23 protein-coding genes are annotated in these 25,480 nt (G+C 71.3%); 8 read left to right on the forward strand and 15 right to left on the reverse strand.

What is annotated here, in order from left to right:
• The first annotated feature begins 102 nt into the window (after window positions 1-102).
• The 3 genes from J2S59_RS14655 to J2S59_RS14665 are packed head-to-tail and all read left to right on the forward strand — an operon-like array spanning window position 103 to window position 2,707.
• On the forward strand, window positions 103-1,047 hold the full coding sequence (locus J2S59_RS14655; protein ID WP_246360218.1) for an ABC transporter ATP-binding protein: 945 nt from the start codon (window positions 103-105) through the stop codon (window positions 1,045-1,047).
• The gene (locus J2S59_RS14660; protein WP_068119627.1) at window positions 1,044-1,820 is read left to right on the forward strand and encodes an ABC transporter permease; all 777 of its coding nucleotides are present in this window, start codon (window positions 1,044-1,046) and stop codon (window positions 1,818-1,820) included. Before J2S59_RS14655 ends, J2S59_RS14660 begins: the two co-directional genes overlap by 4 nt.
• 8 nt (window positions 1,821-1,828) lie before the next feature.
• Entirely contained in the window at window positions 1,829-2,707 is an 879-nt protein-coding gene (locus tag J2S59_RS14665; protein WP_068119632.1) for a COX15/CtaA family protein, read from the forward strand.
• A gap of 87 nt (window positions 2,708-2,794) precedes the next feature.
• On the opposite strand, the gene J2S59_RS14670 is transcribed toward J2S59_RS14665, so the two are convergent.
• On the reverse strand, window positions 2,795-3,733 hold the full coding sequence (locus tag J2S59_RS14670) for a heme o synthase (protein WP_068119624.1): 939 nt from the start codon (window positions 3,731-3,733) through the stop codon (window positions 2,795-2,797).
• Window positions 3,734-3,930: 197 nt separating this feature from the next.
• Between J2S59_RS14670 and tkt the strand changes: the two genes are divergently transcribed.
• From tkt to pgl, 4 genes are read left to right on the forward strand one after another with little or no spacing between them, the layout of a single operon-like run.
• Entirely contained in the window at window positions 3,931-6,054 is a 2,124-nt protein-coding gene (gene tkt / locus J2S59_RS14675; RefSeq protein ID WP_068119622.1) for a transketolase, read from the forward strand.
• 49 nt (window positions 6,055-6,103) lie between these two features.
• The gene (gene tal / locus J2S59_RS14680) at window positions 6,104-7,213 is read left to right on the forward strand and encodes a transaldolase (RefSeq protein ID WP_068119618.1); all 1,110 of its coding nucleotides are present in this window, start codon (window positions 6,104-6,106) and stop codon (window positions 7,211-7,213) included.
• Entirely contained in the window at window positions 7,210-8,892 is a 1,683-nt protein-coding gene (locus J2S59_RS14685; protein ID WP_306825247.1) for a phosphoglucose isomerase-related protein, read from the forward strand. The genes tal and J2S59_RS14685 overlap by 4 nt, the downstream gene beginning before the upstream one ends.
• Complete coding sequence (gene pgl, locus J2S59_RS14690; protein WP_068118409.1) at window positions 8,889-9,632, forward strand: 6-phosphogluconolactonase; 744 nt, start codon at window positions 8,889-8,891, stop codon at window positions 9,630-9,632. The genes J2S59_RS14685 and pgl overlap by 4 nt, the downstream gene beginning before the upstream one ends.
• Here pgl and J2S59_RS14695 read toward each other — a convergent pair.
• The 11 genes from J2S59_RS14695 to uvrA form a co-directional block, all read right to left on the reverse strand.
• On the reverse strand, window positions 9,629-9,988 hold the full coding sequence (locus J2S59_RS14695; protein ID WP_181641645.1) for an RNA polymerase-binding protein RbpA: 360 nt from the start codon (window positions 9,986-9,988) through the stop codon (window positions 9,629-9,631). The genes pgl and J2S59_RS14695 overlap by 4 nt on opposite strands.
• A 65-nt stretch (window positions 9,989-10,053) precedes the next feature.
• Window positions 10,054-10,290, reverse strand: coding sequence for a preprotein translocase subunit SecG (gene secG, locus J2S59_RS14700; protein WP_068118402.1), 237 nt, complete (start codon window positions 10,288-10,290; stop codon window positions 10,054-10,056).
• Between the two features lie 37 nt (window positions 10,291-10,327).
• Entirely contained in the window at window positions 10,328-11,125 is a 798-nt protein-coding gene (gene tpiA, locus J2S59_RS14705; RefSeq protein ID WP_068118399.1) for a triose-phosphate isomerase, read from the reverse strand.
• Window positions 11,126-11,171: 46 nt separating this feature from the next.
• Complete coding sequence (locus tag J2S59_RS14710) at window positions 11,172-12,365, reverse strand: phosphoglycerate kinase (protein ID WP_068118397.1); 1,194 nt, start codon at window positions 12,363-12,365, stop codon at window positions 11,172-11,174.
• Window positions 12,366-12,376: 11 nt separating this feature from the next.
• Entirely contained in the window at window positions 12,377-13,381 is a 1,005-nt protein-coding gene (gene gap / locus J2S59_RS14715) for a type I glyceraldehyde-3-phosphate dehydrogenase (protein ID WP_068118395.1), read from the reverse strand.
• 102 nt (window positions 13,382-13,483) lie between these two features.
• On the reverse strand, window positions 13,484-14,464 hold the full coding sequence (gene whiA, locus J2S59_RS14720) for a DNA-binding protein WhiA (protein ID WP_068118394.1): 981 nt from the start codon (window positions 14,462-14,464) through the stop codon (window positions 13,484-13,486).
• A gap of 22 nt (window positions 14,465-14,486) precedes the next feature.
• Complete coding sequence (locus J2S59_RS14725) at window positions 14,487-15,470, reverse strand: gluconeogenesis factor YvcK family protein (protein WP_181641644.1); 984 nt, start codon at window positions 15,468-15,470, stop codon at window positions 14,487-14,489.
• A complete protein-coding gene (rapZ, locus tag J2S59_RS14730) occupies window positions 15,467-16,345 on the reverse strand; it encodes an RNase adapter RapZ (RefSeq protein ID WP_181641643.1) in 879 nt (292 codons plus the stop codon). Before rapZ ends, J2S59_RS14725 begins: the two co-directional genes overlap by 4 nt.
• A gap of 5 nt (window positions 16,346-16,350) precedes the next feature.
• Window positions 16,351-18,357 (reverse strand): excinuclease ABC subunit UvrC, encoded by a 2,007-nt coding sequence (uvrC, locus tag J2S59_RS14735; RefSeq protein ID WP_068118391.1) that lies wholly within the window; start codon window positions 18,355-18,357, stop codon window positions 16,351-16,353.
• Window positions 18,358-18,405: 48 nt separating this feature from the next.
• Window positions 18,406-18,855, reverse strand: a complete 450-nt coding sequence (locus J2S59_RS14740; protein ID WP_181641642.1) for a Rieske (2Fe-2S) protein — start codon at window positions 18,853-18,855, stop codon at window positions 18,406-18,408.
• 25 nt (window positions 18,856-18,880) lie between these two features.
• Window positions 18,881-21,898 (reverse strand): excinuclease ABC subunit UvrA, encoded by a 3,018-nt coding sequence (gene uvrA, locus J2S59_RS14745; protein WP_068118386.1) that lies wholly within the window; start codon window positions 21,896-21,898, stop codon window positions 18,881-18,883.
• A 175-nt stretch (window positions 21,899-22,073) separates the two neighbouring features.
• On the opposite strand from uvrA, the gene J2S59_RS14750 reads away from it, so the two are divergent.
• Window positions 22,074-22,748 (forward strand): MBL fold metallo-hydrolase, encoded by a 675-nt coding sequence (locus J2S59_RS14750; RefSeq protein WP_068118415.1) that lies wholly within the window; start codon window positions 22,074-22,076, stop codon window positions 22,746-22,748.
• A gap of 72 nt (window positions 22,749-22,820) precedes the next feature.
• Here J2S59_RS14750 and J2S59_RS14755 read toward each other — a convergent pair whose 3' ends face one another.
• Genes J2S59_RS14755 through J2S59_RS14765 form a run of 3 tightly spaced genes read right to left on the reverse strand, consistent with a single transcriptional unit; the run spans window position 22,821 to window position 25,385 of the window.
• Window positions 22,821-23,924, reverse strand: coding sequence for a ferredoxin--NADP reductase (locus tag J2S59_RS14755; protein WP_068118384.1), 1,104 nt, complete (start codon window positions 23,922-23,924; stop codon window positions 22,821-22,823).
• Window positions 23,914-24,210, reverse strand: coding sequence for a hypothetical protein (locus J2S59_RS14760; protein WP_068118381.1), 297 nt, complete (start codon window positions 24,208-24,210; stop codon window positions 23,914-23,916). Before J2S59_RS14760 ends, J2S59_RS14755 begins: the two co-directional genes overlap by 11 nt.
• Window positions 24,210-25,385, reverse strand: a complete 1,176-nt coding sequence (locus J2S59_RS14765) for a 3-ketosteroid-9-alpha-monooxygenase, oxygenase component (protein ID WP_068118412.1) — start codon at window positions 25,383-25,385, stop codon at window positions 24,210-24,212. Before J2S59_RS14765 ends, J2S59_RS14760 begins: the two co-directional genes overlap by 1 nt.
• Window positions 25,386-25,480: the final 95 nt, after the last annotated feature.

Raw genomic sequence — 25,480 nt, forward strand, 5'->3', positions numbered from 1 at the left:
AACACCAGTGTCGCCATATTCAGCGGACCGTTCAACCAAGGTGACCCTAAGCACGCGACCCACGCGGAACGAGCAGCAGTTGCGAGCCTAAACTCTCTCGTTGTGTCCAGCGTCGCCGCCTTCGCGCCGGCCGTCGTCATCGACGATCTCGTCATGACCTACGACGGTGTGCGGGCCGTCGACGGTCTCTCCCTCACCGTCGAGCGCGGCTCGATCACGGCGGTCCTCGGTCCCAACGGCGCGGGCAAGACCACGACGCTCGAGACCTGCGAGGGCTACCGGACGCCGCAGGGCGGCCAGGTACGCGTCCTCGGCCTCGACCCACGGCGTGACCGCCAGGCGCTGCTCCCCCGCATCGGCGTGATGCTGCAGTCCGGTGGCGCGTGGTCCGGTGTGCGCGCCGAGGAGATGCTGCGCCACGTCGCCTCGCTGCACGCGCACCCGCTCCCTGTCCCGCTGCTCGTGGAGCGGCTCGGTCTCGCCGACTGCGGGCGTACGCCGTACCGCCGGCTCTCCGGTGGTCAGCAGCAGCGCCTCGCCCTGGCGCTGGCCGTCGTGGGGCGTCCTGAGCTCGTCTTCGTCGACGAGCCGACCGCCGGCATGGACCCGGCGGCGCGCCGGACCACCTGGGAGCTGCTCGAGGAGCTGCGCGCCGACGGGGTGACCGTGGTGCTGACGACGCACTACCTCGAGGAGGCCGAGCGTCTCGCCGACCACGTCCACATCATCGACCGCGGGCGTCTCATCGCCTCCGGCTCCCCCTTCGAGCTGACCCGCGCGGGCGGCGCGACCTCGATCCGTCTCGTCGTCACCGAGCCGTTCCCGGCGTCCGCCCCCGAGTCCCTGCGCGCAGCGCTCGGCGACGGCTCCGAGGTGACCACCCTCAACCCGCAGAGCCTGCTGATCACCGGCCCGGCCGACTCGACGACGCTCGCGACGGTGAGCGCGTGGTGCGAGCAGCACGGCGTGCTGCCCGAGTCACTGTCGCTGGGGCGCCACACCCTCGAGGACGTCTTCCTCCAGCTGACCGGACGGGAGCTGCAGTGAGCGGCACCTTCACCCCGCGGCCCGGTGCCGCGCCGCTGCTGCGCCAGGTGCGCGCCCAGACCCTGATGGAGGCGCGGCTGCTGCTGCGCAACGGTGAGCAGCTGCTGCTCGCCGTGGTCATCCCGCTGCTGGTGCTCGTGGGCGGCGTGCTGGCCGCCGAGCGCCTCGACCTCGACCTGGCCGAGGGCACGCCGCTGGAGGTCCTCACCCCCGGCGTGCTGGCGTTGGCGATCATGTCGACCAGCTTCACGTCGCTGGCGATCGCCACCGGCTTCGAGCGGCGCTACGGCGTCCTCAAGCGCCTCGGCACCGCACCGCTCCCCCGCTCCGGGCTGTTGACCGGCAAGATCGGCGCGCTGCTGCTCGTGCAGGTGCTGCAGGTGGTCGTCGTGCTCGCCGCGGCCACCGTGATGGGTTGGCGTCTCGAGGTCGGGGGTCTCGGCGTGCTGGGTGCGGTCGTGGTCGCGGCCGCCGGCACCGCCGCCTTCGCCTCGCTGGGCCTGCTCATCGCCGGCACCCTGCGCGCCGAGGCCACCCTGGCCGCGGCCAACCTGATCTACCTGCTGCTGATGACCGGCGGCGCCGTGGTCGTCCCCGCGTCGACTTACGGCGGGTTCGGCGCCGTCGCCACGTGGCTGCCCTCCGGCGCGCTCGGCGAGGGCCTGCGCGCCGCCCTCCTCGACGGTGCGTTCCCGTGGCCCGCCGTCCTGGTCCTGCTCGTCTGGGCCGCCGTGGGCACCGTGCTCACGGCTCGCACGTTCTCCTGGGAGTGACTCGCCTCGTGTCCGACCGTCCCCGCGCCCTGCTCGTCCTGGCCTGGGCCACGCTGGTGGCCAACATCGGCATCGTCCTCACGGGCGGGGTCGTGCGGCTCACCGGCTCCGGCCTGGGCTGCCCGACGTGGCCACGGTGCACCGACGAGTCCTTCGTCCCGCACGGCAGTCTGGGCATCCACGGCGCGATCGAGTTCGGCAACCGGTTGCTCACCTTCGTCCTCGTCGCGATCGCGATCCTCACCTTCGTCGCCGCCTGGCGCCACGGCCGACGCCGGCTGATCACCATCGCCACCGTCCTCGCTCTCGGCATCCCGGCGCAGGCGGTCATCGGCGGGATCACCGTGCTCACCGACCTCAACCCGTGGATCGTGGCACTGCACCTGCTGGTGTCCCTCGGGATCATCGCGCTCGCCGTCGTGCTGCTCCGTCGGATCCTCGACGGCCCGGGCGAGCGGGCGCCCGTCGTCCACCCCGGGTTCCGGACCCTCACCTGGGCGATCGCCGCGGCCGGGTGGGTAGTGCTCTACCTCGGCACCATCGTCACCGGCAGCGGGCCGCACGCCGGCGACGCCGACTCTCCGCGCAACGGGCTGGACCCGCGGGCGTGGAGCCAGTTCCACGCCGACGCGGTCTTCCTCATGGTCGGGCTGACCATCGCGGCGGTCATCCTGCTGCACGTCGTCGACGCACCGGCGCGGGTGCGCCGACCTGCGTACGCCCTGCTCGGCGTCGAGCTCGCCCAGGGGGTCGTCGGCTTCACGCAGTACTACCTCGGGCTGCCGATCGCCCTGGTCGCCGTGCACCTGCTGGGCGCGGCGCTCACCGCCGCCGCGATCGCGTGGCTGGTGACCTCGACCCGGGCCCCGGCCACCCCCGTGCCCTGACGCTGACCACGCGCGGGCCTCCCACTCGAGGATCGCAGTCACGTGGTGACTGCGATCCTCGACCGGGACGCGCGACAGCTGCTCGGGTCACGCGAAGAGCGGGTCGAGGGCGACCGCGACGAACAGCAGCGACAGGTAGAGGTTCGACCAGTGGAACAGCCGCATCGGCCTGATCTCGGTCAGTGAGTCGCTGCGTGCGGCGCGGCGCTCCATGAGGTGGGCCTCGACGAGGAACAGCGCGCCGAGGACCACGGCGGCGGTCGGGAAGAACCACCCGGTGCCGGCCACGGGCCACAGCGCCAGCGAGGTCGCCACCATCGCGTAGGAGTAGAAGATGATCTGCTTCGAGACCGCGTGCCCGGAGGCGACCACCGGCAGCATCGGGACGTCGACCGCCGCGTAGTCGTCGCGGTAGCGCATCGCCAGCGCCCAGGTGTGGGGCGGGGTCCAGAAGAAGACCACGAGGAACAGCACGACCGGCGTCCAGGCGAGCTCGCCGGTCACGGCGGTCCAGCCGATCAGCGCCGGGAAGCACCCGGCGAGGCCGCCCCAGACGATGTTCTGCGTCGTACGGCGCTTCAGGACGATCGTGTAGATCAGCACGTAGAAGGCGTTGGCGCCCAGCGAGAGCGCTGCCGAGAGCGGGTTGACCCAGACGTAGAGGATCACCGTCGACAGGACCGCCAGGACCGTGGCGAACACGAGCGCCGCGCGCGGGGTGACGATGTGGCGCGGGAGTGCACGGCGGCGGGTGCGCCGCATCTGCTCGTCGATGTCGCGGTCGTACACGCAGTTGTAGGCGGACGCCGAGCCGGCCGAGAGCGCGCCGCCGATGACGGTGGCCACGACCAGGCCCAGGGGCGGGACGCCCCGGGCGGCGAAGAACATCACCGGCACGGTCGTCAACAGCAGCAGCTCGATGACGCGCGGCTTGGTCAGGCCGACGTACGCCGCGACGACGTCTTTCACCGTCGCTCGCTCTGCCTCACGCCTCTCGGCGGGCACGCGAGCGTGGACCTCCGTCACAGACACCTCGGGAGTCGCGGCGCCGGGGGCGCCGGGGGCAAGAAGGGAACGCAATGAACCACTCGAGTCTAGCGGCGTGCCACCGCGCGGGACGAACCGGCCGGGCGCGGCCACCGGACTGCTGTGACACAGGTCGCGTGAGTAGGCTCGACCGTGGGCGCAGTCGCGCCCGCGCACGCACCCGCGTCCTGAGAGGAATGCTCGTGAGCACCCCCGCCCTGAACTGGTCCGAGATCGACGACCGCGCGGTGGCCGTGAGCCGCGCCCTGGCCATGGACGCGGTCCAGAAGGTCGGCAATGGTCACCCCGGCACCGCCATGGCGCTCGCGCCGGTCGCCTACACGCTCTTCCAGAAGCTCATGCGCCACGACCCGGCGCACCCGGACTGGATCGCCCGCGACCGCTTCGTGCTGTCGGCCGGCCACAGCAGCATCACCCTCTACACCCAGCTCTTCCTCGGCGGATTCGGCCTCGAGCTCTCCGACCTCCAGGCGCTCCGCACGTGGGACAGCAAGACCCCGGGCCACCCCGAGCACGGGCACACCGCCGGCGTGGAGACCACCACCGGTCCGCTCGGCCAGGGCATCGCCAACGCCGTGGGCATGGCGATGTCGGCCCGCCGCGTGCGCGGCCTCCTCGACCCCGACGCCGCCGAGGGCGAGAGCCCCTTCGACCACGACGTCTACGTGATCGCCAGTGACGGCGACCTCCAGGAGGGCGTCAGCGCCGAGGCGTCGTCGCTCGCCGGCCACCAGGAGCTCGGCAACCTCACCGTCATCTACGACGACAACCGGATCTCGATCGAGGGCGACACCGACATCGCCTTCACCGAGGACGTCGCGAAGCGCTACGAGGCCTACGGCTGGCACGTCCAGACGGTCGACTGGACCCAGGACGGCAAGGACTACGTCGAGGACGTCGAGTCGCTGTGGACCGCGCTGCACGCGGCCCGCGCCGAGACCACGCGACCCAGCATGATCGTGCTGCGGACCATCATCGCGTGGCCGGCACCCAGCGCCCAGGGCACCGGCGCCTCCCACGGCTCCGCCCTCGGCGCCGAGGAGGTCGCGGCCACGAAGGAGATCCTCGGGCTCGACCCGGAGGAGCACTTCGCGGTCCCGGCGGAGGTCCTCGAGCACACCCGCAGCCTGATCGAGCGGGGCAAGGCCGCCGGCGCCGCCTGGGACGAGAAGTACCAGGCGTGGGCCAAGGCCAACCCCGAGGCGGAGACCCTGCTGCACCGGCTCAAGCGCCAGGAGCTCCCCGACGGCTGGGCCGCCGACCTCCCGTCGTACGACGCGGACCCCAAGGGCGTCGCGACCCGCAAGGCCTCCGGCGAGGTGCTCACCGCGATCGCACCGCGGCTGCCCGAGCTGTGGGGCGGATCGGCCGACCTGGCGGACTCCAACAACACCACGCCCAAGGGCGAGCCGTCCTTCGTGCCCCACCACCGCTCGACGGACGACTTCAGCGGCGACCGCTACGGGCGCGTCCTGCACTTCGGCATCCGCGAGCACGCCATGGGCTCGATCATGAACGGCATCGCGCTGCAGGGCCTGACGCGGGTGTACGGCGGCACGTTCCTCGTGTTCTCCGACTACATGCGCCCGGCCGTGCGCCTCGCCGCCCTGATGGGCCTGCCGACCACCTACGTCTGGACCCATGACTCGATCGGCCTCGGCGAGGACGGCCCGACCCACCAGCCCGTCGAGCACCTGGCCGCACTGCGCGCCATCCCGGGCCTGGCCGTCGTCCGTCCGGCCGACGCCAACGAGACCGTGGCGGCGTGGAAGGCACGCCTGGAGCGCACCGATGGACCGGTCGCGCTCGCGCTGACGCGGCAGAACGTCCCGACGTTCCCGCGCGGCGAGGACGGCTTCGCCGACGCCGACACCACGATGACCGGCGTCGCGCGCGGCGGCTACGTGCTGGTCGACGCCGAGGGCGGTGCGCCCGACGTGGTGCTGATCGCCACCGGCTCCGAGGTGCAGATGGCCGTCGAGGCGCGCACCCTGCTCGCGGAGAAGGGTGTCCAGGCGCGGGTCGTCTCGCTGCCGTGCCGCGAGTGGTTCGACGCCCAGGGGCAGGCCTACCGCGACGAGGTCATCCCGCCGACGGTCAAGGCGCGGGTCAGCGTCGAGGCCGGCATCGCGATGGGGTGGCGCGAGCTGGTCGGCGACGCGGGCCGCTGCGTGTCGATCGAGCACTTCGGCGCCTCGGCCGACTTCGCGACCCTCTTCGAGCGCTTCGGACTCACCTCGACCGCGGTCGTCCAGGCCGCCGAGGACTCGATCCGCGCGGCGTCGGGTACGTCGGCCTAGGAAGTAGCGCCGCGCACGCACCTTCTCCCCACCACCGAACGGAGGCACGATGAGCGACCGACTGCAGGCCCTCTCCGACGCCGGAGTGAGCATCTGGCTCGACGACCTCTCCCGGGAGCGGATCGAGACCGGCAACCTGACCGACCTGGTCAAGGACCGCTCGGTGGTGGGGGTGACGACCAACCCGGCGATCTTCGCCTCCGCCCTGGCCGAAGGTGAGCGCTACGCCGAGCAGGTGGCCCGGCTCGCCGCCGACGGCGCCGACGTCGACCGCGCCGTCTTCGAGCTGACCACCACCGACGTCCGCGACGCCTGCGACCTGCTCGCCGACGTCGCGGCGCGCACCGACGCCAGCGACGGCAAGGTCTCCATCGAGGTCTCGCCCGAGATGGCCCACGACAGCGACGCGACGATCGCCGAGGCCCAGCTCCTGTGGGACACCGTCGACCGGCACAACGTGATGATCAAGATCCCGGCGACCGAGGGCGGGATCCCGGCCATCACCGAGGTGCTCGGACGTGGCATCAGCGTCAACGTCACGCTGATCTTCGGTCTCGACCGCTACCGCCAGGTCATGGACGCCTACCTCGCCGGCATGGAGAAGGCGAAGGACGCGGGTCACGACCTCGCCCAGATCCACTCGGTCGCCTCGTTCTTCGTCTCGCGCGTCGACTCCGAGATCGACAAGCGGCTCGACGAGATCGGCGGCGATGCGACCGGGCTGAAGGGCAAAGCAGCCGTGGCGAACGCCCGCCTCGCCTACCAGGCCTACGAGGAGGTCTTCGGCGGTGACCGGTTCGCGGCACTCGCTGCCGCCGGGGCGCGGCCCCAGCGTCCGTTGTGGGCCTCCACCGGCGTGAAGAACCCCGACTACCCCGACACCCTCTACGTCAGCGACCTCGTCGTCGAGGGCACGGTCAACACCATGCCCGAGAAGACGCTGGAGGCCTTCGCCGATCACGGCGAGGTCACCGGGGACGCCGTACGCCCGCACTACGACGACGCCCAGCGGACGATGGATGCGCTGCGCGACGCCGGCGTCGACTACGACGACGTGATCGCGGTCCTCGAGGAGGAGGGCGTCCAGAAGTTCGTCGACTCGTGGAAGGAACTGCAAGCCACCGTCCGCGACCAGCTGGACAAGGCGGCGCAGCGGTGACGGCGACCGACCTCGCCCGCGTCGAGGCTCCCGGGCTCAGCCTGGTCCTCGGCTACGCCGACGAGGCCGGTCTCCGCGAGACCCTCGACACCCTCGTGACCTCCGGCGTCGCCTCGGGCATCGCGCGGCGCGACGCCACGCTGTGGGGCCCCGAGGCCGAGGAGGAGGCCGCGAAGCGACTGGCGTGGATCGACCTGCCGCGGGCTTCGCGCAAGCTGGTGGAGCCGATCCTGGCGCTCCGCGACGAGCTGCGCGGTGCGGGCCTCGACCGGGTCGTGCTCTGCGGCATGGGTGGCTCCTCCCTCGCCCCGGAGGTCATCTGCGGTGCCGAGGGGTTGCCGCTGGTGGTGCTTGATGCCTCCGACCCCGACTCGGTGCGCGCTGCTGCCGGCGACGCGCTCGAGCGCACCGTGGTCGTCGTCTCCTCGAAGTCCGGCGGCACGGTCGAGACCGACAGCCAGCGGCGGGCCTTCGAGCAGGCCTTCACCGACGCCGGCATCGACCCCGCCGAGCGCATCGTCGTCGTCACCGACCCCGGCTCCCCGCTCGCTGAGGCGTCGGCCGACGCCGGCTACCGCACCTTCCTCGCCGACCCCGAGGTCGGCGGCCGCTACTCCGCACTCACCGCCTTCGGTCTCGTGCCGAGCGGCCTCGCCGGTGCCGACATCGGCGCACTGCTCGACGGTGCCGCCGACGTGCACGACGCCCTCATCACCGACTCCCCCGACAACCCGGCGCTGCGCCTGGGCGCCCTGCTCGGCCACGCCGCGCTGGCGGGCGTCGACAAGCTGGTCCTCGCGTCGGGGGGCGCGACGTACGCCGGGCTCGGCGACTGGATCGAGCAGCTGGTGGCGGAGTCCACCGGCAAGAACGGCCGCGGGATCCTGCCGGTCGTGGTCGAGGGCGTCGACGCCCCTGGCATCCAGCCGTCCACGACCGACGCGGTCCTCGTGACCTACGGGCCGGAGTTCGTCTTCGACAGCATCTCCCCCGCCTCCGGCTGGGGCGCCGTGGTCGACGGTCTCCTGGGGGCGCAGATGCTGACCTGGGAGGTCGCCACCGCGGTCGCCGGGCGGGTGCTCGGCATCAACCCGTTCGACCAGCCCGACGTGGAGAGTGCCAAGCAGGCTGCCCGGGCACTGCTCGACGAGACGCCCGAGGAGGAGCCTGCGCTGCTCGCCGTCGACGGTCTCGAGGTGCGCGCCCTCGGTGCCGGCCTGACCGAGGAGCTGACCTCTGCCGGCGACCCGGAGACGGCGATCGCGGCGCTGCTGGACCGGCTCGCCGCCGAGGACGACCGCGGCTACCTCGCCGTGATGGCGTACGCCGAGCGCGCGGCGTACCCCGAGCTGGCCGCGTCGCGTCGGACACTCGCCGATCGCACCGCTCGCCCGGTCACCTTCGGGTGGGGCCCACGCTTCCTGCACTCCACTGGTCAGCTGCACAAGGGCGGTCCGCCGGTCGGCGTCTTCCTCCAGGTCACGGTCGCACCGCGCGCCGACCTGCCGATCCCCGGCCGGCCCTTCGGGTTCGCCCAGCTGGTGGCCGCACAGGCCGCCGGCGACGCCCGGGTGCTGGCCGACCACGACCGGCCGGTGCTGCGTCTGCACCTCCGGGATCCGAGTCCCGACGGTCCCGCCTACCAGCGGCTGCTCGCCGCGCTGGGAGTGACGCCATGACGCTCGAGCCACAGGTCCTTGTCCACCCCGACGCCGACGCGGTCGCCGAGGCGGCGGCCGCGGCGTTCGTCCACCGGCTCGCCTCCGCGCAGGCCGCCGGGATGATCCCCCAGGTCGCGCTGACCGGCGGCGGCATCGCCGAGACCTTCCACCGTGCCGTGGCGGCGTCGCCCGGCGAGGTGGACTGGTCGCGGGTCGTCTTCTGGTGGGGCGACGAGCGCTTCGTCGAGGCCGACGACGACGAGCGCAACGCGCTGCAGGCCCGGCGCGCGCTGCTCGACGCGCTGCCTGTCGACCCGGCCAACGTCCACGAGGCCCCGGCACTGACGCCGGGTGCCGACCCCGATGCGACGCTCGCGGTCGCGGCGCAGGACTACGCAGCGGCCCTGCGCGAGCACGGCGCGTCGACGTTCACCGTCATGCTGCTGGGCATCGGTCCGGACGGGCACGTCGCGTCGTTGTTCCCGGGTCACGCGGGCGTCGGTGTCGAGGACCAGCTCACCGTCGCCGTACCGAACTCACCCAAGCCCCCGCCGGCTCGGATCAGTCTGAGCCTGCCGGTGCTCAACCGGTCCGACGCGGTGTGGTTCCTCGCCGCGGGCGAGGGCAAGGCCGATGCCGTACGCCGCTCGCTCGAGCCCGGCCCGGTGGCGGAGATCCCCGCCAGAGGTGTGCGGGGACTGCAGGAGACGATCTACTACGTCGACGAGGCCGCGGCGCCGCCGAGCGCACGGGCCTAGAAGATGATCTCGCCGGCCTTGCGCTTCGCGCGCAGGGTCTGGATCGCCTCGTCGAGGATGCTCGCCGCCTCCGCGTCGCTGCGCCGCTCCTTCACGTAGGCCAGGTGGGTCTTGTAGGGCTCCACCTTCGGGGGCGGCGGCGGGTTGTCGCAGTCGAGGCTCGCCGGCAGGCCGCACCGGGGGCAGTCCCACTCGCCCGGCGCGTCCGCCTCGAGCGAGAAGGTCATCACGGCGCGGTGACCCTGGGAGCAGAAGTACGTCACCGTCTGCCGGGGAGCCGCCTCACCTCGCTCGGCCTCGCCCATGGGACCCGAGCCGATGCGGCTTCCTCTGATCGCGTTCCCTGCACCTGCCACGCTCGTCGTGCTCCTCGTCGCTCAAGGTCCGGGTCGACGACGCCGACCCGGCAGGGGTGGTGACGTCAGGCGCCGGCCTTCAGCAGCAGACCGAGCGCGATGATGCAGGTGAACCAGAGCACGCCCGTGCCGACCGTGATGCGGTCGAGGTTGCGCTCCGCCACGGACGAGCCACCGAGGCCCGTGCTGCTTCCGCCACCGAACATGTCGGACAGACCGCCGCCCCGCCCCTTGTGGAGGAGGATCAGCACGATCATCAGGAGGCTCGTGATCATGAGCAGGATGGTGAAGGTGGTAACCACGGTTGGGAAGCCTAACTCACGTCGCGGACGGAGCCGGTCACAGGACCGGCATGGCGTAGAAGCGGCAGATGCCGCCGAACTCGTCGGCCTGGAGGCTCGCGCCCCCGACGAGTGCGCCGTCGACGTCCGGCTTCTCCATGATCCCGGCGACGTTGGTGGTCTTGACCGACCCGCCGTACAGGATGCGGACACCGTGGGCCGCCTCGTCGGAGAACGTCTCGGCGATCCGGGTGCGGATCGCCCCGCAGACCTCCTGCGCGTCCTCGGGAGTCGCGACCTCGCCGGTCCCGATCGCCCAGACCGGCTCGTAGGCCAGGACGAGTCCGGCGACCTGCTCGGCGGTGAGCCCGGCGAGCGCACCGTCGACCTGGGCGAGGGTGTGGGCCACATGCTCGCCCGCCTTGCGCACCTCGAGTCCCTCGCCGACGCAGACGATCGGGGTCATCTCGTGCTCGAGGACCTTGCGGGTCTTGGCGTTGACGACCTCGTCGGACTCGTGGTGGTGCTCGCGCCGCTCGGAGTGACCCACGACGACGTAGGAGCACCCGAGCTTGGCGAGCATGCCGGCGGAGATCTCGCCGGTGTAGGCACCGGAGTCGTGGACCGAGACGTCCTGGGCGCCGTAGCGCACCCGCATCCGGTCACCGTCGATCAGCGTCTGCACGCTGCGCAGGTCGGTGAACGGCGGGAGGACGACGACCTCGACCTGGTCGTAGTCGTGCTTCTTGTCCGACAGCCCCCACGACAGCTTCTGCACCAGGACGACCGCCTCCTGGTGGTTGAGGTTCATCTTCCAGTTGCCCGCCATCAGTGGCGTGCGCGTGCTCGTGGCCATCGGTGCTCTCTTCGTCGGTCGGTGAGGCTGCAGAAGGTCGGACGGGTCAGGACAGGACGTCGATCCCGGGCAGCTGCTTGCCCTCGAGGTACTCCAGGCTGGCGCCGCCCCCGGTGCTGATGTGGCCGAACGCGTCCTCGGCGAAGCCGAGCTGGCGCACCGCGGCCGCGGAGTCTCCCCCGCCGACGACGGAGAGGCCGTCGATCTCGGTCAGGGCCTGGGCCACCGCGCGCGTGCCCGCGGCGAACTCCGGCACCTCGAAGACCCCCATGGGGCCGTTCCAGAACACGGTCCGAGCAGGCGCCAGCGCCGCGGCGAACGCCGCGGCCGACTCCGGGCCGATGTCGAGCCCCATCTGGTCGGCCGGCATCTGGTCGGCTGCGACGACCGTGGCGTCGTGCGGACCGGGGCCGGACGGGAACGTGGGGCTGACGACGATGTCGGTCGGGAGCACGAGCCGCACGCCGCTCTCCTCCGCGCGTCGCAGGTAGTCGCGGCAGGTGTCGAGCTGGTCGGCCTCCAGCAGGCTGGTGCCGACCTCGTGCCCGAGGGCAGCGAGGAACGTGAAGACCATCCCGCCGCCGATGAGCAGTGAGTCGGCCTTGTCGAGAAGATTGTCGATGACGCCCAGCTTGTCGGACACCTTCGAGCCGCCCAGCACGACCACGTAGGGCCGCTCCGGGGTCTCGGTCAACCGACGCAGCACGTCGATCTCGGTCGAGACCAGACCACCCATGGCGTGCGGGAGCCGCTGCGCGACGTCGTACACCGAGGCCTGCTTGCGGTGCACGACGCCGAAGCCGTCGCTGACGAACGCGTCGGCCAGCGCGGCCAGCTCGTCGGCGAAGGCGCCACGCTCGGCGTCGTCCTTGCTGGTCTCGCCGGCGTTGAACCGGACGTTCTCCAGCAGTGCGACGTCGCCGTCACCGAGCCCGGCGACGACCTCCTGCGCGCTCGGGCCGACGGTGTCGGTGGCGAAGGCCACCGGCTTCTCGAGCAGCTCCGACAGCCGGGCGGCCACCGGGGCGAGGGAGTACGCCGGGTCGGGCGCGCCCTTGGGCCGGCCCAGGTGGGCGGTCACGACCACCCGGGCACCGGCCCGTGACAACGCCTGCAGCGTGGGCAGGCTGGCACGGATCCGGCCGTCGTCGGTGATCGTGCCCCCGTCGAGGGGGACGTTCAGGTCCGAGCGGACCAGGACCCGCTTGCCCGCGACGGCAAGACCTGCGTAGGTGTCCAACGCCGAGTGCCTCAGAGGGAGGAGCCGACGAGGTTGGTGAGGTCGACGAGGCGGTTGCTGTAGCCCCACTCGTTGTCGTACCACCCGATGATCTTGACCTGGTTGCCGAACACCTTGGTCAGCGGCGCGTCGTAGATGCACGAGTGCGGGTCGGTGACGATGTCGGAGGAGACGATCGGGTCCTCGGTGTACTTCAGGATCCCCTTGAGGTCGCCCTCGGCGGCGGCCTTCATCGCCGCGTTGACCTCCTCGGCGGTGGTGTCGCGCCCCAGCTCGACGGTGAGGTCGGTGGCCGAGCCGGTCGGGATCGGCACGCGCAGCGCGAAGCCGTCGAGCTTGCCCTTCAGCTCCGGCAGCACCAGACCGATGGCCTTCGCCGCACCGGTGGAGGTCGGGACGATGTTGAGGGCGGCGGCGCGGGCGCGGCGCAGGTCCTTGTGGGGACCGTCCTGGAGGTTCTGGTCCTGCGTGTAGGCGTGGATGGTGGTCATCAGGCCCTTGACGATGCCGAACTCGTCGTTGAGGACCTTGGCCATCGGGCCGAGGCAGTTCGTCGTGCACGACGCGTTGGAGATGATCGTGTGCTGGGCCGGGTCGTAATCGCCGTGGTTGACGCCCATCACGACGGTGACGTCCTCGTTGGAGGCCGGTGCGGAGATGATGACCTTCTTCGCGCCGGCGTCGACGTGGGCCTTCGCCTTGGTCGCGTCGGTGAAGAAGCCGGTGGACTCGATGACGACGTCGGCGCCCAGGTCGCCCCAGGGCAGGTTGCTCGGGTCGCGCTCCTCGAGCGCGGCGATCTTCTTGCCGCCGACGGTGATCGCGTCACCGCCTGCCTCGACCTCGGCGTCGAGCCGGCCCAGGATCGAGTCGTACTTGAGCAGGTGCGCCAGGGACTTGTTGTCCGTGAGGTCGTTGACGCCGACGATCTCGATGTCGGCGCCGGAGGCCTGCACGGCCCGGAAGAAGTTGCGGCCGATGCGGCCGAAGCCGTTGATTCCCACGCGGACAGTCACGAATGCGCTCCTCAGCTGGTCGACGGTTCGTCGAAACCTTACCCGTCGCAACCGCGCGCATGAGCCCGGTCCCCGGGGCGTCCACCCCGCGGGACCGGAGGATCACTCAGCCAGCATGTCCGCGGTCAGCGACGCCTCGGTGTCGGGGATCCCGAGATCCTCCGCGCGCTTGTCAGCCATGGCCAGCAACCGACGGATGCGTCCGGCGATGGCGTCCTTCGTCAGCTGCGGCTCGTGCAGCTGCCCGAGCTCCTCGAGCGAGGCCTGCTTGTGCTCGAGGCGCAGCCGGCCTGCCATCTGGAGATGGTCGGGCACCTCCTCGCCGAGGATCTCCAGCGCACGCTGGACCCGAGCGCCGGCGGCGACCGCGGCCCGCGCCGAGCGGCGGAGGTTGGCGTCGTCGAAGTTCGCGAGCCGGTTGGCGGTTGCGCGGACCTCGCGCCGCATGCGCCGCTCCTCCCACGCCATGAGGCTCTCGTGGGCACCGAGGCGGGTCAGCAGGGCACCGATCGCGTCGCCGTCGCGGATCACGACCCGGTCGACGCCGCGGACCTCGCGGGCCTTGGCGCTGATGTCGAGCCGGCGGGCCGCACCGACGAGGGCGAGCGCCGCCTCCGGCCCGGGACAGGTGACCTCCAGCGACGACGAGCGACCCGGTTCGGTGAGCGACCCGTGGGCCAGGAACGCCCCCCGCCAGGCGGCGACGGCGTCGCAGGTGCCACCACTCACGACGTGGGTCGGCAGGCCGCGCACGGGGCGGCCACGGTTGTCGAGCAGACCGGTCTGGCGGGCGAGTGCCTCCCCGTCGCGGACCACGCGCACGAGGTAGCGGCTGCCCTTGCGGATGCCGTTGCCGGACACCATCACGACGTCGGAGTGGTGGCCGTAGACCTCGGCGATGTCCTTGCGTACCCGGCGGGCGGCGGCACCCGTGTCGAGCTCGGCCTCGACGACGATCCGTCCGCTGACGATGTGCAGTCCCCCGGCGAAGCGGAGGAGCGAGGAGACCTCGGACTTGCGGCAGCAGGTCTTCGTGACCGGCGTGCTCGCGAGCTCGGCCTTCACCTGTGCCGTCATCGCCATGCGTCGAATCCTGCCACGGCGGTCAATCGCGTGGGTCAGGAGCGGTCATGATCGCGTCGTACGCCGCTGCCAGCGCCACGGGATCGTGGTGCCCGTCGCCGGGAGCCACCGCCACGTCGTCGAGCACCAACCGAGCCCCGCAGGCGGCAACCGCCTCGGTGAGCGCGTCGACGCCGTCACCCACGCTGACGCGATCGGCGAGGACGGTGTCGATGCGGAGCTCGGGTGCGTAGGACCGCAGCACCGCGAGGTGGTCGACCGGGCCGAACCCGTTGGTCTCCCCCTCCTGCTCGGTGAGGTTGAGCACGACCAGCACGCGCGCGGACGTGTTGATGAGCGCAGCGCGCAGCTCCGGCACCAGCAGGTGCGGGAGCACCGAGGTGAACCAGGATCCGGGTCCGAGCACGACCCAGTCGGCGGCCGCGATCGCATCGAGCGCCGCCGGGCTCGCCGACGCCCCGGGCGGCTCCAACCGGATCTCCTCGATGGTGCCTGCGGTGGTGGCGACCTCGACCTGACCACGCACCTCCTGGCGCTGCGCGGGGCGCGCCGGGTCGAGACCGGAGACCTCGGCGACGATGTCGAGCGGCTGCAGGGCCATCGGCAGGACCCGTCCACGCGCCCCCAACAGCCGGCCGACCCACTCGAGCGCAGCGACGTCGTCACCGAGCTGCTCCCACAGCGCCACGATCAGCAGGTTGCCGACCACGTGGCCCTTCATCTCGCCGTCCCCGGCGAAGCGGTGCTGCAGCACCTGCGCCCAGGTCTGGCCCCACTCGTCGTCCCCGCACAGCGCGGCCAGCGCCATCCGCAGGTCGCCCGGCGGGAGCACGTCGAACTCCCCGCGCAGCCGGCCGGACGAACCGCCGTTGTCCGCGACCGTGACGATGGCGACGAGCTCGTCGAGCACGACGTCCTCCATCAGACGACGCAGCGCGCGCAACGAGACGTGCAGACCGTGACCGCCCCCAAGGGCCACGACCGCCTGCGCCCGGTCGGCGCTCACTCGCGCCCCAGGTCGCGGTGCGTGGCACGGACGTCGAGACCGGTCTCGCCGAGGCGGCGGGCCACCTCCTCGGTCATCGCGACGGACCGGTGCTTGCCACCGGTGCAGCCGATGGCGATCGTCATGAACCGCTTGCCCTCCCGCAGGTAGCCCTCGGCGAGGGTGCCGACGACCGGGACATACTGCTCGAGGAACCGCTGCGCCTCGGGCCGGGCGAGGACGTACGCCGACACGGGCGCGTCGCGACCGGTCTGGGGACGCAGCTCCGGCACCCAGTGCGGGTTGGGGATGAAGCGCATGTCGGCGACCAGGTCGGCATCGACGGGGATGCCGTACTTGAAGCCGAAGCTGATGACCGTGACCTTGAGCGCGGTCGTCTCCTCGGTGCCGAAGGCGGCCGCCACCCGGTCGGTGAGCTGGTGGACGTTGAGGTCGGTGGTGTCGATGAGCAGGTCCGCGTCACCGCGCAGGCGCGCCAGGACGGCCCGCTCACGGACCAGGCCGTCGAGCAGCCGGCCGTTGCCCTGCAGCGGGTGCGGCCGGCGCGCGGCCTCCTGGCGCCGGACCAGCACGTCGTCGTCGGCCTCGACGAACACGAGGCTGGTGGGACGCCCCGTGGCGTTGGTGGCGAGGATCTCCTCGAGCCGGTCGAAGAAGACCCCCGAGCGGACGTCGACGACCACGGCGACAGGACGCTGACGCCCGTGCCGCTCGTCGACGAGGCGGACCACCTCGGGGACCAGCTCGGGCGGCAGGTTGTCGACGACGTAGAAGCCCAGGTCCTCCAGCTCCTTGGCGACCGTGCTGCGGCCGGCCCCGGTCATCCCGCTGACCACGACGAGCTCGCCCTCGGCCACTGCGGCAGTGTCGGTCATCGTCGTCAGCTCTCCTCGCTTGTATCGAGCCCAGTCGAGATGATCTCGCCGGTGGCGGTGTTGACGCGCACAGTCTGGCCGCGTGCGGGGGCCTCGGCCACCGCGTCCGCAATCGCCTGGGCCGTGCGGGGGCCGATCCCGGGCACCGCGGCGATGTCCTCGGGCGTGGCAGCCCGCAGCTTGCGCAGGGACCCGAAGTGTCGCAGCAGGGTCTTGCGGCGAACCTCTCCCAGGCCGGGTACGTCGTCCAGCACGCTCTCCACCATCGTCTTGGAGCGCCGGCCGCGGTGATGGGCGATGGCGAACCGGTGTGCCTCGTCGCGCACCCGCTGCAGCAGGTAAAGCGCCTCGCTGGACCGCGGCAGGATCACCGGGTCCTCCTGCCCGGGCAGCCAGACCTCCTCGAGCTTCTTCGCCAACCCGCACACGGCGATGTCGTCGATCCCGAGCTCGTCGAGTGCGCGCTGGGCGGCCGCGACCTGGGGAGCGCCGCCGTCCACCACGACCAGGCCGGGGGCGTAGGCGAACTTGCGCGGCTGACCGGTGTCGGGGTCGACGAGCACCGGCCCCTCCGCCGAGGTCGCACCGATCTCCGGCAGATCGGAGCGCTCGTCGAGCAGACGGCGGAAGCGGCGGGTGACGACCTCGTGCATCGAGGCCACGTCGTTCTGACCCTCGACCCCACGGATCACGAAGCGGCGATACTCCCCCTTGCGTGGCAACCCGTCCTCGAAGACGACCATCGAGCCGACGACCTCGGTGCCCTGCAGGTTGGAGATGTCGAAGCACTCGATGCGCAGCGGCGCCTCGGGCAGCTCGAGGGCGGACTGGATCTCCTCCAGCGCCTTGCTCCTTGTGGTCAGGTCGGAGGCGCGCTTGGTCTTGTGGAGCGCCAGCGCCTGCTTCGCGTTGCGCTCGACGGTCTCCTGCAGGGAGCGCTTGTCGCCCCGTTGGGGCACGCGGATGCTGACGCGTGAGCCACGCAATCGGCTCAACCAGACCTCCAGCGCCTCGACGTGCGCCGGGTCCGACGACACGGCCGGCACCAGGACCTCGCGAGGCACGCCGTCGCCGCTCTCGCCGGCGTACAGCTGCTGCAGGAAGACCTCCACGAGCCCGGCGGTGTCGGAGTCGTCGGTGCGGTCCGCGACCCAGCCGCGCTGGCCACGGATCCGGCCGCCCCGGACGTGGAAGATCTGCACCGCGACCTCGAGCGGGTCCTCGGCGAGCGCGATGACGTCGCCGTCCGTGCCGTCGCCGAGCACGACCGCCTGCTTCTCCAGCGCGCGGTTGAGCGCGCCGAGGTCGTCGCGCAGCCGCGCGGCGCGCTCGAAGTCGAGCGCCTCGCTGGCGGCGTACATCTCCCGCTCGACCCGCTTCACGAAGGCGTTGGTCTGACCGCCCATGAAGTTGCAGAAGTCGTCGACGATCCGGCGGTGCTCCGCGGCGTCGACATTGCCGACGCAGGGCGCGGCGCACTTGTCGATGTAGCCGAGCAGGCACGGGCGCCCGATCTGCTGGGAGCGCTTGAAGACGCCGTTGCTGCACGAGCGCATCGGGAAGACCCGCAGCAGCTGGTCGACGGTCTCGCGGATCGCCCATGCGTGGGAGTACGGGCCGAAGTAGCGCGTGCCCTTGCGCTTGGCGCCGCGGCCGACCATCACCCGCGGGAACTCCTCGCCGACCGTGACGGCGAGCCACGGGTAGGACTTGTCGTCGCGGTACTTCACGTTGAAGCGGGGGTCGTACTCCTTGATCCAGGAGTACTCCAGCTGCAGCGCCTCGACCTCGGTCTCGACGACCGTCCACTCGACGCTCGCCGCGGTCGTGACCATGGTCGCCGTGCGCGGGTGCAGTGCGGAGAGGTGCTGGAAGTACGACGACAGCCGGGCCCGGAGGTTCTTGGCCTTGCCGACGTAGATCACCCGCTGCCGGGCGTCGCGGAAGCGGTAGACGCCGGGCTGTGTCGGGATGGACCCCGGCGCAGGACGGTACGTCGACGGATCAGCCACGAGGCAACCCTACGAGCGCACCCGTGCTGCTGCGGGACTCGGCGACGATCAGGATCGCACGACCTGGTCGCCCTCGACCCGGACCGCGATCTCGGTCAAGCCCTCCGGCGCCGGGCCGTCGAGCACCGACCCGTCCTCGATCGCGAACCGGCTCCCGTGGCACGTGCAGATGACCTGGCCCTGCGCCTGGGCGCTCACCGCACACCGGGCGTGGGAGCAGGTGCCGTCGAACGCCTTGAACTCGCCGGCGGTCGGCTGCGTCACCACCAGCCGCTGCTCGCTGTCGATCCAGGCACCCCCGACCGGCACCTCGGCGGTGCCCACGATCGGCTCCCCCGGCGGGGGCGCGTCGGCACCCGGCTCCCGCTCCCCTGCGCCGTCCGAGCCGTCGTCGCCCCCACAGGCGGCGAGGACGGGCAGGCCGACCCCGGCCAGAGCCGCGCCGCCGAGGGCGCGGCGACGCGACAGGCACAACGCGGGACGTGCGGGCTGGCTCATGGCGAGCATCCTCTCCTGGTGCCGGTCAGCCGGCCTTGGCGGTGGCGGTCTTGCGGGCCGGGCTCTTCTTCGCAGGCTTGCTCGCGACGGCCTTCGGGGGCGACGCCTTCTTGGCAGCCTTCTTGGCGGGCTGCTTGGCGGCGCTCTTGTTCGCGGGGGCCTTCTTCGCACCGGTCTTCTTCGGGGCGACCTGAGCCGCACGCCCACCCTCCAGCAACGGGGCCAGGAACCGACCGGTGTGGCTGTCCGGGTTGGCTGCGACCTCCTCCGGGGTGCCGGTCGCGACGACGATGCCGCCCTTGTTGCCGCCCTCGGGACCCATGTCGACGAGCCAGTCGGCGGTCTTGATCACGTCGAGGTTGTGCTCGATCACCAGCACCGAGTTGCCCGCGTCGACCAGGCGACCGAGGACCAGCAGCAGCTTGCGGATGTCCTCGAAGTGCAGCCCGGTGGTCGGCTCGTCGAGGACGTAGAGCGTGCGCCCGGTCGAGCGCTTCTGCAGCTCCGAGGCCAGCTTGACCCGCTGCGCCTCACCACCCGACAGCGTCGTCGCGGGCTGACCGAGCCGGACGTAGCCGAGGCCGACCTCGACCAGCGTCTTGAGGTGGCGCGCGATCGCCGGGATGGCAGCGAAGAACTCCACCGCCTCCTCGATCGGCATGTCGAGGACCTCGGCGATCGTCTTGCCCTTGTAGTGCACCTCGAGCGTCTCGCGGTTGTAGCGAGCGCCGTGGCAGACCTCGCACGGGACGTAGACGTCGGGCAGGAAGTTCATCTCGATCTTGATCGTGCCGTCGCCGGAGCACGCCTCGCAGCGTCCGCCCTTGACGTTGAACGAGAAGCGTCCCTGCTGGTAGCCCCGGACCTTCGCCTCGGGGGTGGAGGCGAACAGCTTGCGCACGTGGTCGAAGACGCCGGTGTAGGTGGCCGGATTGGACCGCGGCGTACGGCCGATCGGCGACTGGTCGACGTGGATCACCTTGTCGACGTGCTCGACGCCCTCGATGCGGGTGTGGCGTCCCGGGACCGTCCGGGCGTTGTAGATCGACTTGGCCAGCGACGTGTAGAGGATGTCGTTGACCAGGGTGGACTTGCCCGAGCCGGAGACACCGGTGACCGCGACGAGCTGCCCCAGCGGGAACGTCACGTCGACGTTGCGGAGGTTGTTCTCCTTCGCGCCGCGCACCACCAGCTCGCGGCCGGGCGTGCGCGGACGACGTACGTCGGGGACCGGGATCTCCTTGCGACCGGAGAGGTAGAGCCCCGTCGGCGAGTCGGGGTGGTTGAGCAGGTCGTCGACCGAGCCGGAGACGACCACCTGGCCACCGTGCTCACCGGCACCGGGACCGATGTCGACGACCCAGTCGGCGGTGCGGATCGTGTCCTCGTCGTGCTCGACGACGATCAAGGTGTTGCCGAGGTTCTTCAGCCGCACCAGCGTCTCGATCAACCGGTGGTTGTCGCGCTGGTGCAGGCCGATGGAGGGCTCATCGAGCACGTAGAGGACGCCGACCAGGCCGGCACCGATCTGGGTCGCGAGCCGGATGCGCTGCGCCTCGCCGCCCGACAGCGAGCCCGCGGGCCGGTCGAGCGAGAGGTAGTCGAGACCGACGTCGAGGAGGAACCGCAGGCGCTCGTTGATCTCCTTGAGCACGCGGTCGGCGATCTGGTGCTCGCGCTCGCTGAGCTGCAGGTCGGCGAGGAACTGCGCGGCCTCGTCGATCGGCATCCGCGCGACCTCGGCGATGCTGCGACCACCGACGGTGACCGCGACCGAGACCGGCTTGAGGCGGGTGCCGGCACAGGCCGGGCACGCGACCTCGCGCATGTAGCCCTCCATGCGCTCGCGGCTGGTGTCGGACTCGGCCTCGCGGTGGCGCCGCTCGATGTAGGGCCGCACGCCCTCGAAGCTCGTGTAGTAGGAGCGCTCGCGGCCGTAGCGGTTGCGGTGCCGGACGTGGACCTTGGTCGCGTGACCGTCGAGGATCGCGCGGCGGGCCTTCTCCGGCAGGTCGCCCCAGCGGGTGTTGAGGTCGAAGCCGAGCTCGTCGCCGAGCGCGCCGAGCAGGCGCAGGAAGTAGTCGCGGACGTGCGCGCCGGTCCAGACCGTCACCGCGCCCTCACCCAGCGTCGCGTCGGGGTCGGTGACGACGAGCTCGGGGTCGACCTCCATGCGGGTGCCGATGCCGTGGCACTCCGGGCAGGCGCCGAACGGCGAGTTGAACGAGAACGAGCGCGGCTCGAGCTCCTCGAACGACAGGTCGTCGTCGAGGCAGGCGAGGTGCTCGGAGAACGTCCGCTCGCGGTGGGGGTCGTCGTCGGGCAGGTCGACGAAGTCGAGGACGACCAGACCACCGCCCAGGCCGAGCGCCGTCTCGATCGAGTCGGTCAGCCGGCGCTTCGACGACGCCTTCACGGCGAGCCGGTCGACGACGACCTCGATGGTGTGCTTCTTCTGCTTCGCCAGCGTGGGCGGCTCGGTCAACGAGTGGACCTCGCCGTCGACGCGCACGCGGGAGTAGCCCTGCGTCTGCAGCTGCTCGAACAGGTCGACGTACTCACCCTTGCGGCCACGGATCAGCGGTGCGAGCACCTGGAACCGGCTGCCCTCCTCGAGCTCGAGGACCCGGTCGACGATCTGCTGCGGGGTCTGGCGCGAGATCGGCTTGCCGCACTTCGGGCAGTGCGGCCGCCCGGCGCGGGCGTAGAGAAGCCGGAGGTAGTCGTAGACCTCGGTGATCGTGCCGACGGTCGACCGGGGGTTGCGCGAGGTCGACTTCTGGTCGATCGACACCGCCGGGGAGAGACCCTCGATGAAGTCGACGTCGGGCTTGTCCATCTGCCCGAGGAACTGGCGCGCGTACGCCGACAACGACTCGACGTAGCGGCGCTGGCCCTCGGCGAAGATCGTGTCGAAGGCCAGGCTCGACTTGCCGGAGCCGGACAGGCCGGTGAAGACGATGAGGGCATCGCGCGGCAGGTCGAGCGAGACGTCCTTGAGGTTGTGCTCGCGGGCTCCACGGATGATCAGCTGGTCGGCCACGGGTCTCCTTCGTCGCGTGACCGGCCGGTGTGCGCAGTGGTCACTCGAACAAGTGTTCGCCATCAGGCGGAGGGTTGCAAGACGACGCGCCAGCGCCGCGGGGCGGTCTGTTCCACCACCCTTGGATAACGTACCCAGCGCCCGGTTCTTCCCGAAGCGAGGAGATGTGACGACCATGACTTCGTACGACGGTGCGGTGACGCCCGGCGGTCCGGCAGCGGTCCGCGAGCTCGAGCGACTGCGGATCACCAAGCTGGCCGTCGACGAGAAGATGGCCAACAACGCCTACCTCCTGCGGTGCACCGAGACCGGCGAGCAGCTGCTCATCGACGCAGCCGACGACGCGCCGCGGATCCTCGAGCTGGTCGGCGACGGCGGTCTCGCGACGGTGGTGACCACCCACCAGCACTGGGACCACCACCGGGCTCTCGCCGACGTCGTCGCCGCCACCGGCGCCCAGGTCGTCGTCGGCGAGCCCGACGCGGCCGCGGTGATGGAGCAGACCGGGGTGGCCGTCGACCGGACGGTCTCCGACGGTGACGAGGTCCGGGTGGGGGCGTGCACGCTGCGCGTCGTGCGGGTCACCGGTCACACCCCTGGCTCGATCGTCCTCGCCTACGACGACCCCGCGGGTCACACGCATCTGTGGACCGGTGACAGCCTCTTCCCCGGCGGCGTCGGCAACACCTTCGGCGACGCGGACGCCTTCGCCACGCTCATCGACGACGTCGAGGAGAAGATCTTCGGGGTGTACGACGACGACACGTGGTTCTACCCCGGCCACGGCGCTGACTCGACGCTCGGCGCTGAGCGGCCGCACCTCGCTGCGTGGCGCGAGCGCGGCTGGTGAGTGGCTCCTACTCGAGGATCGCAGTCACCTGGTGACAGGGATCCTCGAGTGGGGCGCACGCCGCTCGCGGAATCAGCTGTAGGTGCCCTTGACGACGTCGGTGACCGGGTAGGCCTGGCAGCCGAGCCGGATGCCGTCGGCGAGGTCGTCCTCGTCGAGGATGTCGTTGTGCTCCATCTTGACCTCGCCCTCGAGGAGCCGGAAGGCGCAGGCGCTGCAGTTGCCCTCGCGGCAGGAGAACGGCGCCGGGACCCCCTTCTTCAGCAGGTGGTCGAGCAGCGGCTTCGTCGCGGGCCAGTCGTCGTACTCGTAGGTGGTCCCGTCGAGCTCGATCTCGACGCGGACCGCGCCCTGGGGCGTGGGGTCGCCGGCCGCGGCGGGCTCCTGGGCCGCGTCCTCGGGCTCGTGCTCGGCCTCGAAGACCTCGGCCTCGGCGACGGCCGCCTCCTCGACGTCACCGAACGGGTTGCCGGCGAGGGAGACGAACTTCTCCTGGTGGCGGCGCTCGCGCGGGAACTCGAGCCCCTTGAGGACGCCGACGACGCACTTCATGAAGGCCGGCGGACCGCAGACGAACGCGTCGTACGTCGGGAAGTGCGCCGCGATGCCGCGCATCTGGTCGGGCGCCGGGAGACCCTGGACGGACTCCAGCCAGTGGATGACGACGAGTCGCTCGCCGTACTGCTCGGCGAGCGCGCGCAGCTCGGCGGCGAAGATCACCGACTGCTCGTCGCGGTTGGCGTAGACCAGCACGACCCGGCCGGTGCCGCGCGCCAGCGCCGCCTTGGTGATCGACATGATCGGCGTGATGCCGCTGCCGCCCGCGAAGAGCAGCAGGTCGGCGTCGAGTGAGGCGGGGGTGAAGATCCCGCTCGGCGGCAGCACCCGCAGGGTGTCGCCCGCGCGGACGTTGTCGCAGATCCAGTTGGACGCGTAGCCGTCGGAGGTCCGCTTGACGGTGACCTTCAGCGCGTCGTCGCCGGGCGTGCTGGACAGGGAGTAGCAGCGGGCGGCGACCCCCGTCTGGTCGCTCGGGATCGCGAGGGTGAGGAACTGCCCCGGCTGGTAGTCGAACGCCTCGCGGGCGTCGGCGGGGATCTCGAAGACGACCGAGCGGGCGTCGGCGGTCTCCTCGATGACGTCGAGCACCTTCAGTTCGAAGGACTCAGTAGCCATCCTCGGCTCCGATCTGGATCGTGCCGTCCTCGACCGCCTGCGCGATGCTCCTGCGCAGCCGGCTGCACGGCTGGTGCACTGCCCGCTCGCCCGCGCCGCTGCGGTTGAACTCCTGACAGTCCTGCTGGGCCTTCGTGCTCCACTGCACGGAGGTGTGGTGGTCGCTGTTCTTCTTGACCCGGACGACCGCCAGGCAGTCCTGGCAGGCGACCTCCACCATTCTGGCCTCCGTGTAGAGGCGCTGGTCCTCCCGGGTCCCGTCGCTCGTCGGAGCGAAGGAGACCATCAGGCGCCTGCCCCGGCGTCGGCGCCCTGCTTCGCCGCCTCTTCCTCCTCGGCGCGACGGCGCAGGTTCTCGGCGACCTCCGCCTCCCAGTTCACGTTGGCCATCGTGGTGTCGACCTCGAACTCGAAGCGCTCGACCATCTCCGGCTCGATGTCGGCGACGTCGACGTAGAACTGCTCGTACCAGCGGCGCAGCTGGTAGACCGGGCCGTCCTCCTCGCACAGGAGCGGGTTCTGGACCGGCACCTTGTTCTTCCAGATGTGCACGTCCTGGAGGAAGCCCTCGCCGAACATGTCGGCGTACTTCTTGGCGACGTACTGCGCCGACGCCTCGTCCAGACCCTCGGGCTTGCGGACGGCGATGCCGTACTGCAGCGTGAACGAGTCGGGCCCGGTGGGCAGGTGGCAGTTGATCAGCACGACCTCGGTCTCGAAGCCCTTGTAGTCGACCCAGAGCCAGTTGATCATGTATGCCGGGCCGTAGTAGGTCGCCTCGGACTTGAGGAACATGTCGGTCGCGCCGTAGCCGCCGCTCACGTCGGGGCGGCCCTTGGACTCCATGAACTGGGTCGCCTGGGTGCCCTCGAAGACGTTGCGGAAGCTGGTCGGGAACGACAGGTGCACGTAGTAGAAGTGCGCCATGTCGACGACGTTGTCGATCAGCTCGCGACAGTGCGAGCCCTCGATGGGGTTGACCTCCCAGAACCAGTCGGTCCAGGCGTCGGTCCCGATGCCGGGAAGCTCGGGCGGGAGGATGTCCAGGTCGGGCTCGGAGCCCTCGGGGTCATGCCAGATCAGCACCTGCCCGTTGCGGATCACGACGGGGTACTTCTGGGTGCGGGCACGCAGCGGCACGCGGCGCGCGTAGGGGATCGCCTTGCACTTGCCGTCGCCACCCCAGCGCCAGTCGTGGAACGGGCAGGCGACCTCGTCGCCCTTGACCGAGCCCTGGGTGAGGTCACCGCCCATGTGCCGGCAGTAGCCGTCGATGACGTTGATGTCACCCTTGCTGTCCGCCCAGACCACGAGCTTGGTGCCGAAGGCCTCGATGCCGTGCGGCTTGCCGTCGGCGAACTGACGCTCCACCCCCAGGCAGTGCCAGCCGCGGGCGTAGCGGATCGGCGCGACACCCCGGTCGAGGTGACGGACCTGCTCAGGTGCCTGGACGGCGTTCATGGCGACCTCCTCGTCGAATGGACCCGGATGGTCCACCACCAGTGTTGCGCGGATCGGGCGCGGCTGCGTCCTGCCCGGGAAAACGAGAACAGGTT

The organism is Nocardioides massiliensis (assembly GCF_030811215.1).
Lineage (GTDB): Bacteria > Actinomycetota > Actinomycetes > Propionibacteriales > Nocardioidaceae > Nocardioides_A > Nocardioides_A massiliensis.